The organism is Janthinobacterium sp. 1_2014MBL_MicDiv (assembly GCF_001865675.1).
GTDB lineage: Bacteria > Pseudomonadota > Gammaproteobacteria > Burkholderiales > Burkholderiaceae_D > Janthinobacterium.
Map to the genome: position 1 here is coordinate 806,366 of NZ_CP011319.1, position 14,607 is coordinate 820,972.

Genomic DNA, 14,607 nt, shown 5'->3' on the forward strand with positions numbered 1-14,607 from the left:
GGCGCAATTCATCGCTTAGTATTATAAGAATAGTTCCATTTGTTTCCATGCATTATTACAGAATGTTACCGAGCATGTCGGCGTGTAAGGGAATCCCACATTCCCTGATATGAATCGCTGCAAATGGCCGGTGAATCGGTCCGTTCCGGGCCTGGTGTTGGTAAAATAGGCTTTTGCCTCCGCTCCCACCCAAATCCCTATGCGCACAGACAGCCCTCAGACGATTTACCGCAAAGATTACACGCCGCCCAGCTTCCTGGTCGACAGCGTCGAACTTGGTTTCGATCTCGATCCCGCCCGCACAGTGGTGGCGAGCCGGATCCGCATGCGCCACAATCCGGCCAGCAGCAGCCGCAGCATCGAATTGCACGGTGAACACATCGAACTGGTGATGGTGCGCCTGAATGGCAAGGTTTTGAAGCCGTCGCAGTACAAATTGACGGCCAGCATGCTGACCATCCCGAAGGCGCCGGACGAGGTGCTGCTCGATATCGAAACGCTGCTGGCGCCGCAAGACAATACGTCGCTCTCCGGCCTGTATGTATCGAACCATAATTTCTTCACGCAGTGCGAAGCGGAAGGCTTCCGCCGCATTACCTTCTTCCCGGACCGTCCCGACGTGATGGCCAAGTACACGGTCATGCTGCGCGCCGACAAGGAAAAATATCCGGTGTTGTTGTCGAACGGCAACCTGATCGAAGAGGGCGACCTCGGCGATGGCCGCCATTACGCCAAGTGGGAAGACCCGTTCAAGAAGCCGTCCTACCTGTTCGCGCTGGTGGCGGCGCGCCTGGTGTGCCAGGAGGAGCGTTACACCTTGCAGTCCGGCCGCGAAGTGCTGCTGCAGGTGTGGGTGGAAGACGGCAACCTCGACAAGACCGATTACGCCATGCAGTCGCTGAAGAATTCCATTCGCTGGGACGAGGAACGCTTCGGCCTGGAGCTGGACCTGGACCGCTTCATGATCGTTGCCGTGGGCGACTTCAACATGGGCGCCATGGAAAACAAGGGTCTGAACATCTTCAATACCAAATATGTGCTGGCCAATCCGCGCGTGGCGACGGACGTCGACTACGCGGGCATCGAGGCGGTGGTCGGCCATGAATACTTCCATAACTGGACCGGCAACCGCGTTACGTGCCGCGACTGGTTCCAGCTGTCGCTGAAGGAAGGCCTGACGGTGTTCCGCGACCAGGAATTTTCGGCCGACATGATCGGCACGGACACGGGCCGCGCCGTCACGCGCATCGACCAGGTGCGTACCCTGCGCCAGGCGCAGTTCCCTGAAGACGCGGGTCCGATGGCGCATCCCGTGCGTCCCGATTCCTTTGTCGAGATCAATAACTTTTATACGGTCACGATCTACGAAAAGGGCGCCGAAGTGGTGCGCATGTACCAGACCCTCGTGGGCCGCGAGGCTTTTCGCAAGGGCATGGACCTGTACTTCGAGCGCCACGATGGCCAGGCCGTGCAGTGCGACGACTTCCGCGCCGCCATGGCGGACGCGAATGGCCGCGATTTCACGCAATTCGAGCGCTGGTACAGCCAGGCCGGCACGCCGGTGCTGAAAGCGTCCACGCGCTACGACGCCGCCAGCCAGACGTTCGAGCTGACCCTGGCGCAAAGCTGCCCCGCCACGCCGGGCCAGCCGAAAAAGCTGCCTTTCCATATTCCCGTCAGCGTCGGCTTGCTGGGCGCGGATGGCCGCGACCTGCCGCTGCATGTGGACGGCGTGGCGTCGGACGGCGCCACCAGCGTCGTGCTGGAACTGACCGAGGCGTCGCAAACCTTCCGCTTCACGAACGTGAAGGAAGTCCCCGTGCCGTCGCTGCTGCGCGATTTTTCCGCGCCCGTGGTGCTGGAGTACGGCTATACCGATGCCGAACTGCTGCACCTGTTCCGCCACGACAGCGACGCCGTCAACCGCTGGGAGGCGGGCCAGCGCCTGGCCATGGAGCGCCTGCTGAAACTCACCGAGGCCGTGGCCGCCGGCGAAACGCTGGCGCTGGACGACACCTTCATCGAAGCGCAGCGCGCCTTGCTGGCCGATGGTTCGCTCGATGCCGCCTTCCGCGAACTGGCCCTGATCCTGCCGTCGGAAACCATCATCGCCGAGCGCATGGCGCAAGTCGATCCGCAGGCGATCCACGCGGCGCGCCAGTTCATGCGCCGCACCATCGCCGCGGCCCTGAAGCCCGAATTGCTGGCGCAGTATCACGCCAACCAGACGCCGGGCGAATACAGTCCCGACGCCCTGTCGGCCGGCAAGCGCGCGCTGAAGAACCTGGCCCTGTCCTATCTGCTGATCGCCCCGGGCGAAGCGGAACTGGCCCTGGCGCAGCAGCAGTTCGACAGCGCCGGCAACATGACGGACCGCGCCGCCGCCCTGGGTGCCCTGATTCATTCCGGTTCGCCCTCGCATGCGCAGGCGGCGCTGGCCAGTTTCTATAGCGACTTCGAGAGCGAGGCGCTGGTGGTCGACAAATGGTTCGCCATGCAGGCGGCCGCACCATCGACCGACGTGCAGGCCGTGCGCCAGCTGATGACGCATCCGGCTTTCACCTTGAAGAACCCGAACCGCGCGCGCAGCCTGATTTTCAATTTCACCAACGCCAATCCATCGCAGTTCCATGTGGCTGACGGCAGCGGCTACGCCTTCTGGGCCGAGCAGGTCATCGCGCTCGACGCCCTGAATCCGCAGGTGGCCGCGCGCCTGGCGCGCTCGATGGACCGCTGGCGCCGTTACGTGCCGGCCCTGCAAAGCCACATGCGCGACGCGCTGGAAAAGGTGGCGGGCCAGGCCAGTCTGTCGAACGACGTGATGGAAGTCGTTTCCAAGGCATTGGCGAATTAATTTTGGGGGACAGGCCCGCCGGGACCCGACGTCCCCGTCTGCCCCCGGCTGTTATCCTGGCTTAAGCAAAGAAATACCATTAAAACAAAAGGGAATTCATGAAACGCATCAGTCTTACGCAATACCTGGTTGAAGAGCAACGCTCGAACAACAGCATTCCGGCCGAACTGCGCCTGCTGATCGAAGTCGTCGCGCGCGCCTGTAAAACCATCAGCCACGCCGTCAGCAAGGGCGCGCTGGGCGAGGTGCTGGGCACGGCCGATACGGAAAACGTGCAGGGCGAAGTGCAGAAAAAGCTCGACATCATCTCCAACGAGATTTTGCTTGAAGCGAATGAGTGGGGCGGCCACCTGGCGGCCATGGCGTCGGAAGAGATGGAATCGATCCATCCGATTCCGAACCGCTATCCGAAAGGCGAATACATGCTGCTGTTCGACCCATTGGACGGTTCGTCGAACATCGACGTCAACGTCTCGATCGGCACCATCTTCTCCGTGCTGAAGGCGCCGGACGGCATGGGCGAGCCGACGGAGCAGGATTTCATGCAGGCGGGCGCCAAGCAAGTGGCGGCCGGCTACGCCGTGTACGGCCCGCAAACCATGCTGGTGCTGACCTTCGGCAATGGCGTGAACTGCTTCACCCTGGACCGCGAGATGGGTTCGTGGGTGCTCACGCAAAGCAATATGCAGATTCCGCCGACGACCAAGGAATTCGCCATCAACATGTCGAACGCGCGCCACTGGCATCCACCCGTGAAGCGTTATGTCGACGAACTGCTGGCCGGCGACACGGGCCCGCGCGGCACCAATTTCAACATGCGCTGGATCGCCTCGATGGTGGCCGACGTGCACCGCATCCTGAACCGCGGCGGCATCTTCATGTACCCGGCCGACCTGCGCGACACCTCGATGCCGGGCAAGCTGCGCCTGATGTATGAAGCGAACCCGATGGCTTTCATCGTCGAACAGGCCGGCGGCGCCGCCACCGACGGCCAGCAGCGCATCATGGACATCGCCCCGCACAAGCTGCACCAGCGCGTGCCCGTCTTCCTCGGCTCGAAAGACGAAGTGGCCCGCGTGACGGCTTACCACGCGGAGTAAAAGCCGCACTTTTCCCCGTTTTTTGGCGCCCCGCGGCAGGGCCGCTAAAAAAAATGAAAAAAGATCGCATTGACACTAGCAAATTTTGTGCATTGTTTGTAGAATGTGGGTCTTCGCCGTTGTAGCTCAGTTGGTAGAGCAGCACATTCGTAATGTGAAGGTCGCCAGTTCGATTCCGGCCAACGGCACCAAGTATTCGCAGTAGAAAAAAACCCACCGTGCAAACGGTGGGTTTTTTTTCGCCCGCGTTTCTGTCGCCCGCCTGCGCCGACGGTGCCTTGGTGGGCTAAATCACGAATTCGTGCCGCATGGCCGGCTTGTGCGCCAGCAGCAGCGACAGTTTTTTGAGGGCGTTGGCCAGCCGCGCGCGGTCGCGGATGCTGCCCAGCGAGATGCGGATGGCGTTCGGCGGGCCGTTGTCGTAGAAGGCGTCGGAGGCCGTGACGGCCACACCCTGGGCGCGGGCCGTGGCGGCCAGTTCGCGCGAGGTCCAGTAGCTGGGCAGCGAAAACCATACGTGGATGCCGTCGCTGCGTGCGTGGCTGCTGCCCGTCAGGATGGTGCGGATCACGTCCTGGCGCGCATCGGCTTCGCTGCGCACGCCGGCCAGCAGGTTGCGCGCAGAGCCGTCGTGTATCCATTGCGTCGCCAGCGCCGTCGTCAATGGCGTGGCCATCAAGCTGAATGAGCGCAGCGCCTGCAGGAAGCGTTCGCGCAGCTGCGCGTCGGGCAGCAGTGCATAGGCCATGCGCAAGCCCGGCGCCAGGCACTTCGACAGGGTGGCGATGTAGGACACGTGGCCCGGCGCGTAAAGGGCCAGCGGCGGCGGCGCGTCGGAGGCCAGCAGCCAGTAGGGGTCGTCCTCGATGATGTGCATGCCGCAGCGCTGCGCCACTTGCGTGATGGCCAGGCGGCGCGCGGCCGGCATGGTGCGTGCCGTGGGGTTTTGCAGGGTGGGGTTCAGGTACACGAGGCGCGCGCGGTGCTTGCGGCAGGCTTTTTCCAGCGCTTCGGGCAGCATGCCGTCCGCATCCGTGTCCACGACGATCACCTTGCGGTTCAGCTGTCCCGCGGCCGAGCGCAGGCCGGGGTACACGGCCGGCTCCGTCAATATCGCGTCGCCGGGACGGCTCAGCGCCAGGATCAGCGCGGCCAGCGCCGCCTGCGCGCCGGGGCACGCCACCACGTGTTCCGCATCGACCTGGCCGAACATGGGGGCCAGCCAGACGGCGCCCGCCGCGCGGTCGGCCTTGCCGCCGCCGCCCAGGTGATAACTCATCAGCAGATCGCTGTCCGTGCGCATCAGCACCTGCGCCACGCCCTGTTTCAGCAGGTCGTCGAAATCCACGCCGACGGGCGGCGGCGGGATGTTCATGCTCAGGTCCAGCATCTGCGTCAATTCCACTTTCGGCGCGGCCACGTAGGTGCCGCGCGCGCCCCGTCCCTCCAGCAGATTCCTGCGCTTGGCCTCGTCGTAGGCGCGCGTCACCGTCGTCAGGTCGACCTGGAACAGCGCTGCCAGGCGGCGCTGCGGCGGCAGGCGGTCGCCGGGGCGCAGGCTGCCGTCGGACAGCGCGCGTTCGAGCATGTCGGCGATCTGCAGGTAGCGCGGGCCGCCATGCTGCACGAACGGCGTGGTCCACGCGCTGGTCTGACTATCTTCTTGTATGGATTTCGACTGGGACATTTTTCTGTATGCATGGATTTTGCCTGTCGATATTATGCGTAAAAGCCTGGCAAAAATCCATACATTTGTGCGGGATTGGCGTTGTCTGCAGATAAGGACCATGCATAGGCCATCGCCGTTGCCCAACGACACCTGGCCGCTGCCGGGCGTTTTCCATGCCATATGGCGGCAGGCGTCAGCCGCAGCTGCAGGAAGAAATCGCGCGGCTGCGCCGGCAAGTCAGCAAATTGCGTCTCGATGACGCCATCCGGCAAGACGTGGCATGCCTGCTGGCAAAGCAGGGCGGCCGATGCGCATGCACGGCAGCGTCTATCCCATCTCCAGCGGCCTCGCGAGGCCGCTGGAGATGGTTATTTCTGACAGGAATTTAAGTCTGCGCTTCAAGGTGTGGCAGCGCACGGTGGCGCGTGGCAGGCGCGGTTAAGGTGGTGGCAACAGCGTGCCGCTGATGCCGTATTTGATATGGCTCAGTCCGGCAGCGTTTAATCGCTTCTTTTTCCCCGGAAGCGAGGAGAATCATGATTCGGTCACGGCATCGAGCATGGTTGGATTTTATTCATACTTAAAAGGAAACCATCATGAACGCGATTGAAAAAGCCAGCTCCGACCTGAACGGTAACGCCCAGGATACCCGCCAGGATTTGCACCGCAGCATCGACAAGGTGGCAGACCAGGCCCAGCCGTTGATCGACAAGGTGGCCACGCGCGCGCACGACAGCGTGGACCAGGTGGGCGATCGCATCGAGCAGGTCAGCGCCACCGTTGGCAAGGCATCCGAGCGCCTGAAGGCGCGCGGCAAGCAGCTGGGCGCCGCCTGCCAGCGCGCCGGTGAAACGGGCCGCGGCTATGTGCGCGAACGCCCGGCCGTATCCCTGCTGGTGGCGATGGCGGCCGGTTATGGCCTGTCGAAGCTGCTGGGCTCGCGTAAATAGCGCTTGCCGTTGTTTGACGCATTCTTGCTGAGTATTTGTCGTGGGCGCTGGCCCGGTTCGCCACTGTGGCGGACTGGGCCAGCGCCCACGCGCACAAGGTTGTACGGAGCGTGGACAGGCGCTCCAGGTGCTTGTTCGGTGTCCCTTTTTCACCATTGCCCCTGTACGCGCGCTGGCTCGTGCCTTCCTTGACTGCCTTGCAGCGTGATGTTCGTGGGCAAGATACTCACAGGAGATGTCATGGCTAGCAATAAGAAATCGCCATCCACGGATGGCGCCGGTTCCGTATTGAGCAGCATGTCGGGGCCGTCCGAAATCGATCCACCACTGAGCCTGGGCAGCAGCAACCCCATCGCGCAGGCATTGCTGAACAAGGCTGGCGCCGGGCAGGCCCTGTCCGCCGCCATGCCCGACAATCCCAACGTGCTGGGCCAGTACGGCGCGGCGGCGCATGCGCCGGAAGAGGGCGTGCACGTCGCGGTTGAGGAGCCGCTGGCCACGGCCAGCACCACGGGCGAGACGACGCCGTCGCCGAAGGTGGGCGACGGCTTGCCGGAACTGGGCGCGAATGCGCAGAATGCGGCGCTGGACCGCGCCCGCGCCGACGACAGCGGCTGCGTGCTGACGACCAACCAGGGCGTGCCCGTGGGCGACAACCAGAATTCGCTGAAGGCGGGCTTGCGCGGCCCCACCCTGATGGAAGACTTCATCCTGCGCGAAAAGCTCACGCATTTCGACCATGAGCGCATCCCCGAGCGCGTCGTGCATGCGCGCGGTTCGGCCGCCCATGGCTACTTCGAATGCTACAAGGAACAAAGCAAGCTGACGCGCGCCACGCCGTTCGCCAAGGCGGGCAAGCGCACGCCCGTTTTCGTGCGGTTTTCCACGGTGGCCGGCGAGCGCGGTTCGACCGACACGGCGCGCGACGTGCGCGGCTTCGCCGTGAAGTTTTATACGGACGAGGGCAACTGGGATTTGGTCGGCAACAACATTCCCGTCTTCTTCATCCAGGATGCGATGAAATTCCCCGACCTCGTGCACGCCGTCAAGCCCGAGCCGCACAACGGCATTCCGCAGGCGGCCAGCGCGCACGACACGTTCTGGGATTTCGCCTCGCTGTCGCCGGAAATCACGCACATGCTGATGTGGGTCATGTCCGACCGCGCCATCCCGCGCAGCTTCCGCATGATGCAGGGTTTTGGCGTGCATACGTTTCGCCTGGTCAATGCCAAGGGCCAGTCCGTCTTCTGTAAATTCCACTGGTCGCCCATGGCCGGCACGCATTCGCTCGTGTGGGATGAGGCCGTCAAGCTGAGCGGCGCCGATTCGGACTTTCACCGGCGCGACCTGTGGGAAGCCATCGAGTGCGGCGAATACCCCGAATATGAACTGTCCTTCCAGGTCTTCACGGAAGCGCAGGCCGAAGCGTTTCCCTTCGACGTGCTCGACCCGACCAAGCTGATCCCGGAAGAGCTGGTGCCGTTGATCCCGGTGGGAAAAATGGTCTTGAACCGCAACCCCGACAATTTCTTTGCCGAGACGGAGCAGGTGGCCTTCTGCACGGCGCACATCGTGCCCGGCATCGATTTTTCCAACGACCCGCTGCTGCAGGGGCGCATCCATTCGTACGTCGATACGCAGCTGACGCGCCTGGGCGGCGCCAACTTCCATGAGCTCCCCATCAATGCGCCGCTGGCGCCCGTGCACAACAACCAGCGCGACGGCATCCACCGCCAGGCCATCAACCGCGGGCGGGTGGCGTACGAGCCCAATTCGCTGGCCGGCGGCTGTCCGTTCCAGGCCGGCAGCAAGGGCTTCAACAGCTTTCCCGCCGATACCGAGGGCGACAAGGTGCGGGGCAAGCCCGAGAAATTCGCCGAGCATTACGCGCAGGGACGGCTGTTCTGGATCAGCCAGACGGCCGTCGAGCAAGACCATATCGTGCACGCGTTCCGCTTCGAACTGAGCAAGGTGCAGACGGTGGCCATCCGCCAGCGCGTGGTGAGCATGCTGCGCAATGTCGACGAGACCCTGGCGCAGCGCCTGGCCGATGCGCTGGGCCTGGCGCTGCCGCCGGTCATGCCGCGCGCCTCGATGCAGCCGATGCCCTCGTATCCGCCGTCGCCGGCGCTGTCGCTGACGTTCCGCCCCGGAAAAACCGGCATCCATACCCTGCGCGTGGCCATCCTGGTCGGGCCGGGCAGCGATGGCGCGCAGGTGCGCAGCATCTATGCCGCGCTGCTGGCCGACGGCGCCGTGCCGCGCCTCGTGGGCAGCCAGCTGGGCCGTGTCGACACGAGCAGCGCCGCGCCGCTGGGCGTCGAGATTTCGCTCGAAGCGGGACCGTCCGTGCTCTTTGACGCCGTCGTGGTGCCTGACGGCCAGGGCGCCGTGCAGCAGCTGGGCGGCGATGCCAACGCGCTCGACTTCCTGCGCCTGCAATACCGCCACTGCAAGCCGCTCCTGGCTATCGGCGCAGGCAGGGGCTTGCTGGACAAGGCCGGCGTGCCGACCACCTTGCCCGATGGCAAGCCCGACCCGGCCATCATCGTCGTGCCTTCGGGCGACGTGGTGAAAGCCGTGGCGGCCTTCAAGAAGGCGCTGGCAGCGCACCGGGCGTTTGCGCGCGAGACGGACCCGCCGCAGGTGTAAGCGCGGGCCAGGTCGGGCGCAGGGCGGGGTGGACCAGCCAGGTCGCCCCTGCCGGTGCACCGCATCGTAGCCTGATTTTTCTTCTTGGCAACACCCGCGATCAATTTAACCAGGCAAAACGGCCTGCGGTGATATGCTGCTGACTGGAACTGCTCATTTGCAACTGTTTGCATAACAACAGCATTGAGTCGTTCCCGCAAACCTGATCGCGATGACCGCATGGACAAGTACACACCTCGGACCTGGGGGCCGGGCGAACGCCCGACCTTGCCCGGGTCGCCATCGATGCCCGAACACCCGACGCCCAAGCGCGTCGCGTATTTCATCGTCGGCCTGATCGTCGCGCTGACGGGAGGACTCGGCAACGGCCTCGTGACGGCCAACCTGCTCAACCTGCAGGGTTCGCTGGGCGCCTATGCCTACCAGATGCAGTGGCTGCCGGCCGCCTACGTGATGACCATCGTCTCCATGAATCTGCTGCTGGTGAAATTCCGCCAGCAATTCGGCCTGCGCCTGTTCACCGAATTCTTCCTCGTGCTGTATGCGCTCGTCACCTTCGCCCACCTGTATGCGAACAGCCTGTCGTCGGCCATCGCCGTGCGGGCCGCGCATGGCATGGTGGGCGGCGCCCTGGGAGTGCTGGGCCTGTACTACACCTTGCAGGCGTTTCCCGCCAGGCACCGGCTGAAGGGCGTCGTGCTGGGCCTGGGCTTTGCGCAGCTGGCGCTGCCGCTGGCGCGCATCTTTACTTCCGAGCTGCTGCAGATCGGCGAGTGGCATGGCCTGTACCTGTTCGAGCTGGGGCTGGCCCTGCTGGCGCTGGGCTGCGTGCTGGCCCTCAAATTGCCGCCCGGCGACCGCATGCAGACCTTCGAACCGCTCGACTTCCTCACCTTCATCCTGTTCGCGCCCGGCATGGCCCTGCTGTGCGCCGTGCTGGCGCAGGGACGCACGGCCTGGTGGATGGAGGCCGAGTGGGTAGGCGTGTGTTTGGCGTGCTCCATCGTGCTGATCGCCGCGTCGCTGGCCATCGAGCATAACCGCGCGCGCCCGCTGCTCAATACGCGCTGGCTCACCACGGGCAAGATCGCCAAGCTGTTTTTATCGGTGCTGCTGTTTCGCATCGTGCTGTCCGAATCGACGGGCGCCGTCGGCTTCCTGCAGGCGCTGGGCTTGAACACGGACCAGATGCAGAACCTGTTCGTCGTCGTGCTGCTGGGCAGCGTGGCGGGCCTGGTGGTCAGCGCGCTGACGATCAATCCGGCGACCCTGAACCGCTCGCTGATGTTCGCGCTGCTGCTGATCGCCGCCGGCGCCCTGATCGACGCGCATGCGACCAGCCAGACGCGGCCCGTCAACATGTACCTGAGCCAGTTCCTGCTGGCCTTTGGCGGCACGTATTTCCTCGGTCCGACCATGGTGGCCGGCATGGGGGCCGTGATCGCCGAACCGCGCAACCTGGTGAGTTTTTCCGTGATGTTTACCATGACGCAGAACCTGGGCGGCTTGCTCGGTTCGGCCATCGTCGGCACCATCCAGACGGCGCGCGAAAAATACCATTCCAGCTACCTGGTCGAACACCTGACCATGCTCGATCCGCAGGTGGCCGCGCGCGTGCAGTCGGGCGCGGCCAGCTACGGCGGCGTATTGGCCGATCCCGCCCTGCGCAGCGCCCAGGGCGTGGCGCGGCTCGGCGCCATCGCCACGCGCGAAGCCAATGTGCTGGCCTATAACGATGTTTTTTTGATGATCGCCGGCGTCGCCATCGCCACCCTGATCTGGATGCTGGTCAGCCAGTTCTGGACCCGCATCACCATCGGCGCGCGGCGCCTGGTGGGGCCGGTGCGCGACGCGCAAACGGCCATGGCCATCGTCCCCATTACCAATTCGGAACCGAGCAATGACAGAAAATAAGAATCCGCCGCCCGCCGCCACACCCACGTCGCCCGCCGCCACGCCCGCGCCTGCGGCCAGCGCCCCTTCCGCGGCGCAGCCGGACCGGCGCCACCAGTGGCTGTCCGCGCTGGCCTTTGCCGCCGTGGCCCTGGTGGGCGTGTTGATCGTGCTGTATGCGTGGCGCCTGCCGCCGTTTACCAGTCCCATCGTGACGACGGAAAACGCCACCGTGCGCGGGCAGGTGACGATCATCGGCACGCAGCTGTCCGGCTACGTGGTGGACGTGACGGTGCAGGATTTCATGGATGTGAAGGAAGGCCAGCTGCTGGTGCGCATCGATGACCGCATCTACCAGCAGCGCTACGAGCAGGCGCAGGCCCAACTGGCCGCGCAGCAGGCGGCGCTGTCGAACTGGGCGCAGCAGAAGGCCAGCGCGCAGGCGGGCATTGCCGTCAGCCAGGCGGCGCTGGCGAATGCGGAAGCGCAGGCGCGCAAGGCCAGCGCCGACCTGGGCCGCATCGAGCAGCTGGTGGCGGACGGTTCGCTGTCGCAGCGCGAGCACGACCAGTCGCGCGCCGCGCAGGCGCAGATGGCGGCCGCGCTGGCGCAGGCCAGGGCCAATCTCGACATCGCCCAGCAAAGCGTGCATAGCGTGGTGGTCAACAAGCAGGCGCTGGAAGCGGCCGTGGCGAATGCGCAGGCGGCCGTCAAGGCGGCGAAGATCGACCTCGATAACACGCGCATCGTGGCGCCATCCGATGGCCAGCTGGGCCAGGTGACGGTGCGCCAGGGCGCGTACGTGAATTCGGGGGCGCAGCTGATGGCGCTGGTGCCGCGCCAGATGTGGGTGATCGCCAATTTCAAGGAAACGCAGATGAACGGCGTGCAGGAAGGGCAGAGCGCCACTTTCCACGTCGATGCCCTCGATGGCGCCGTGCTGACGGGACAGGTGGAGCGCATCTCGCCGGCCACGGGCTCGGAGTTTTCCGTGCTGCCGGCCGATAACGCGACGGGCAATTACCTCAAGATTGCCCAGCGCATCCCCGTGCGCATCCGCATCGATCCGGGCCAGGCGAATGCGCGCCGCCTGGTGCCCGGCATGTCGGTGGTGGTCAGCGTCGATACTTCCGCCGTGCTGAACGACTCGGCGGAAAACCCGGCGCCGCCGCCAGCAGCGCCGAAAAAGGCGCCGGCGAAAGCCAAGCCATGAAACACCGCCATGCAATCGTGGCCGGCGTGCTGGCGCTGGCCGGCTGCGCCGCCAAGGCGCCGCCGCAGCCCCCATCGACCCTGCAGCTGCCGTCCGGCTGGCGCGCGCAGGCCGCCGGTGCGCCGGTGCCCATTGCCGCCTCTGATGGTGCGCATGTCGAGCTGCTGTGGTGGCACGCCTTTGGCGACCCGGTGCTGAGCAACCTGGTCGGCGAGGCGCTGGCGCGCAACGGCGACTTGCGCGTGGCGCGGGCCCGCGTGCAGGAGTACCGCGCGCGCCTGGCGCAGGCCGATGCGAACCGCGCGCCCAGCCTGGCCTTCGACGGCTCGCCCACGCGCACGCGCACGCTGGCCTACAACGGCGTGCCCTACGTGACGAATGTCTTCCAGGCCGAGCTGCAGGCCAGCTATGAAATCGATGTGTGGGGTCGCCTGGGCAATCTGAGCGACGCGGCCGCCGAGAGCTACCGCGCCGAGCAGGCCAGCCTCGATGCGGCGGCCCTGTCGATCGCCGCCAGCGTGGCCACCGCCTACCTGAATTTGCGGGGACTCGACGCGCAGCTGGCGCTGACGCAATCGACCCTGCAGCTGCGCGAACAGTCGCGCGAACTGGCGCGCAAGCAGTTCGAGGTGGGCTACAGCTCGCGCCTAGAATGGCTGCAGGCGCAATCGGAATACCACGCGGCGGCCGAGCAGGTGCCGCAGCTGCAGCGGCAGATCTTCGAGCAGGAAAACGCGCTGGCCATCCTCGTCGGCGGCAATCCCGGCGCCATCGCGCGCGGCCTGCCGCTGGCGCAGCTGAGCGCGCCCATCGTGCCGGCCGGCCTGCCGTCGGAACTGCTGCGCCGGCGCCCCGACATCGCGCGCGCGGAACACAATCTGGCGGCCGCCAATGCCAGCCTGGCCGCCACGCGCGACCAGCTGCTGCCGTCGTTCAAGCTGACGGCGGCAGGCGGCGGGCAAGCCACCACGCTGACCGATTTCCTGCATGCGCCGAAAGCCTTGTGGCGCCTGACGGCGCTGGCGGCCGGCCCACTGTTCGACGGCGGCCGCGTGCAGGCGCAGACGGATGCGGCGGGCGCCCAGCGCGACCAGCTGGCGTATGCGTATGAAAACGCGGTGAGGAATGCCTTCGCCGAGACGGAGAACAGCCTGGGCGCCATCCACCGCCTGCGGCAGCAAGCCGTGGAAAACGACGCGCGCCGCGCCACGGCGGCTGACACCCTGCGCATCGCGCACAACCGCTACCGCAACGGCTATGCATCGTACCTGGAAGAACTCGACGCCCAGCGTACCCTGTACAGCGCCGACGTCGGGCTGCTGCAGCTGAAGACGCGCATCCTCGTCGCTTCCGTCGACCTGTACCGCGCCATGGGCGGCGGCTGGTCGGCGGGAGAGCCATAACGACGGCGTATCCGGCGCGGAGCATGCCGGCGGCCGGTGTACTATTCTCACCAGGGAAAGCGACGGCATGGTGCCAGCCGCTCCCGTCACGAACGAGGTTGCAGCATGACGATTTTTGGCATAGGCATTCACATATTGATCGCATTGTTTTTTGCGATTCACGTGGTACGCAACGGGCAGCAGCTGTACTGGCTGCTGATTCTTTTCATGTTTCCGCTATTGGGCAGCGTGGTGTATTTCTTCGCCATCTACCTGCCCAATTCGCGCCTGCCGCAAGGCGCGCGCAAGGTCGCCTCGGTGGCCGTCCAGGTACTCGACCCGAACCGCGAACTGCGCGAGGCGCGCGCCGCCTTCGAGTACACGCCGACGGCGCAGAACCAGATGCGCCTGGCCAGCGCGCTGCTGGAAGCGGGCGATGCGCAAGAGGCGGCATCGACTTATGAAGCCTGCCTGCAGGGCGCATTTTCATCGGACCTGGAAATTCGCCTGGGCGCGGCGCGCGCCTATCTGGAATGCGCGCGCGGTGCCGAGGCATTGACGCACCTGGAATTCATCCGTCGCAGCGATATTCATTTCCGTCCCGAGATGGTGGCCCTGCTGACGGCGCGCGCGCTGGCGCAAAGCGGACGTCAGCCGGAAGCCAGGGCGGAATTCGACGATGCGCTGACCCGCTACGGCAGCTTCGAATGCCGCGCCGAGTATGCGATCTGGGCGCTGCAGCAGGGCGACCAGGTGCTGGCCGAGCGCCTGCTGCTCGATATCGACAGTGCCATGGCCCGCTGGAGCAGCCATACGCGCTCGATGTATGCGCCGCTGCTGGCGCGCCTGGAGGCGGCACGCAAGTAGCGGAAGGTCGGTTGCCTGCTGCGTATT

At 65.2% G+C, this 14,607-nt stretch carries 9 protein-coding genes and 1 tRNA gene; 9 read left to right on the top strand and 1 reads right to left on the bottom strand.

What is annotated here, in order from left to right:
- Positions 1-199 precede the first annotated feature (199 nt).
- The 3 genes from pepN to YQ44_RS03550 all read left to right on the top strand — a co-directional run bounded on the left by pepN (position 200) and on the right by YQ44_RS03550 (position 4,145).
- Positions 200-2,854 carry an aminopeptidase N gene (gene pepN, locus YQ44_RS03540; protein WP_071322203.1) on the top strand — a complete coding sequence of 885 codons (2,655 nt, stop codon included), beginning with the start codon at positions 200-202 and terminating at the stop codon, positions 2,852-2,854.
- A gap of 98 nt (positions 2,855-2,952) precedes the next feature.
- On the top strand, positions 2,953-3,954 hold the full coding sequence (locus YQ44_RS03545; protein ID WP_071322204.1) for a class 1 fructose-bisphosphatase: 1,002 nt from the start codon (positions 2,953-2,955) through the stop codon (positions 3,952-3,954).
- A 115-nt stretch (positions 3,955-4,069) separates the two neighbouring features.
- Positions 4,070-4,145, top strand: a tRNA-Thr gene (locus YQ44_RS03550).
- A 95-nt stretch (positions 4,146-4,240) separates the two neighbouring features.
- Here YQ44_RS03550 and YQ44_RS03555 read toward each other — a convergent pair.
- Complete coding sequence (locus YQ44_RS03555) at positions 4,241-5,641, bottom strand: aminotransferase-like domain-containing protein (protein WP_071322205.1); 1,401 nt, start codon at positions 5,639-5,641, stop codon at positions 4,241-4,243.
- Positions 5,642-6,219: 578 nt separating this feature from the next.
- Between YQ44_RS03555 and YQ44_RS03560 the strand changes: the two genes are divergently transcribed.
- From YQ44_RS03560 to YQ44_RS03585, 6 genes are all read left to right on the top strand, one after another.
- Positions 6,220-6,573, top strand: a complete 354-nt coding sequence (locus YQ44_RS03560) for a hypothetical protein (RefSeq protein WP_071322206.1) — start codon at positions 6,220-6,222, stop codon at positions 6,571-6,573.
- 240 nt (positions 6,574-6,813) lie between these two features.
- On the top strand, positions 6,814-9,225 hold the full coding sequence (locus tag YQ44_RS03565) for a catalase (protein WP_071322207.1): 2,412 nt from the start codon (positions 6,814-6,816) through the stop codon (positions 9,223-9,225).
- Positions 9,226-9,444: 219 nt separating this feature from the next.
- Positions 9,445-11,139: an MFS transporter gene (locus tag YQ44_RS03570; RefSeq protein WP_198043865.1), complete on the top strand. Its 1,695-nt coding sequence runs from the start codon at positions 9,445-9,447 to the stop codon at positions 11,137-11,139.
- The gene (locus YQ44_RS03575; protein ID WP_071322209.1) at positions 11,126-12,331 is read left to right on the top strand and encodes an HlyD family secretion protein; all 1,206 of its coding nucleotides are present in this window, start codon (positions 11,126-11,128) and stop codon (positions 12,329-12,331) included. The genes YQ44_RS03570 and YQ44_RS03575 overlap by 14 nt, the downstream gene beginning before the upstream one ends.
- Entirely contained in the window at positions 12,328-13,734 is a 1,407-nt protein-coding gene (locus YQ44_RS03580; RefSeq protein ID WP_071322210.1) for an efflux transporter outer membrane subunit, read from the top strand. Before YQ44_RS03575 ends, YQ44_RS03580 begins: the two co-directional genes overlap by 4 nt.
- 207 nt (positions 13,735-13,941) lie before the next feature.
- A complete protein-coding gene (locus YQ44_RS03585) occupies positions 13,942-14,580 on the top strand; it encodes a hypothetical protein (protein ID WP_335589258.1) in 639 nt (212 codons plus the stop codon).
- The last annotated feature ends 27 nt before the right edge of the window (positions 14,581-14,607 follow it).

What these genes read in the sequence shown, in the direction of transcription:
- pepN (WP_071322203.1), top strand. Translation starts at nt 200, where the DNA reads ATGCGCACAGACAGCCCTCAGACGATTTACCGCAAAGATTACACGCCG.
- YQ44_RS03575 (WP_071322209.1), top strand. Translation starts at nt 11,126, where the DNA reads ATGACAGAAAATAAGAATCCGCCGCCCGCCGCCACACCCACGTCGCCC.
- YQ44_RS03555 (WP_071322205.1), bottom strand. Translation starts at nt 5,641, where the DNA reads ATGTCCCAGTCGAAATCCATACAAGAAGATAGTCAGACCAGCGCGTGG.
- YQ44_RS03585 (WP_335589258.1), top strand. Translation starts at nt 13,942, where the DNA reads ATGTTTCCGCTATTGGGCAGCGTGGTGTATTTCTTCGCCATCTACCTG.
- YQ44_RS03565 (WP_071322207.1), top strand. Translation starts at nt 6,814, where the DNA reads ATGGCTAGCAATAAGAAATCGCCATCCACGGATGGCGCCGGTTCCGTA.
- YQ44_RS03545 (WP_071322204.1), top strand. Translation starts at nt 2,953, where the DNA reads ATGAAACGCATCAGTCTTACGCAATACCTGGTTGAAGAGCAACGCTCG.
- YQ44_RS03560 (WP_071322206.1), top strand. Translation starts at nt 6,220, where the DNA reads ATGAACGCGATTGAAAAAGCCAGCTCCGACCTGAACGGTAACGCCCAG.
- YQ44_RS03570 (WP_198043865.1), top strand. Translation starts at nt 9,445, where the DNA reads ATGGACAAGTACACACCTCGGACCTGGGGGCCGGGCGAACGCCCGACC.
- YQ44_RS03580 (WP_071322210.1), top strand. Translation starts at nt 12,328, where the DNA reads ATGAAACACCGCCATGCAATCGTGGCCGGCGTGCTGGCGCTGGCCGGC.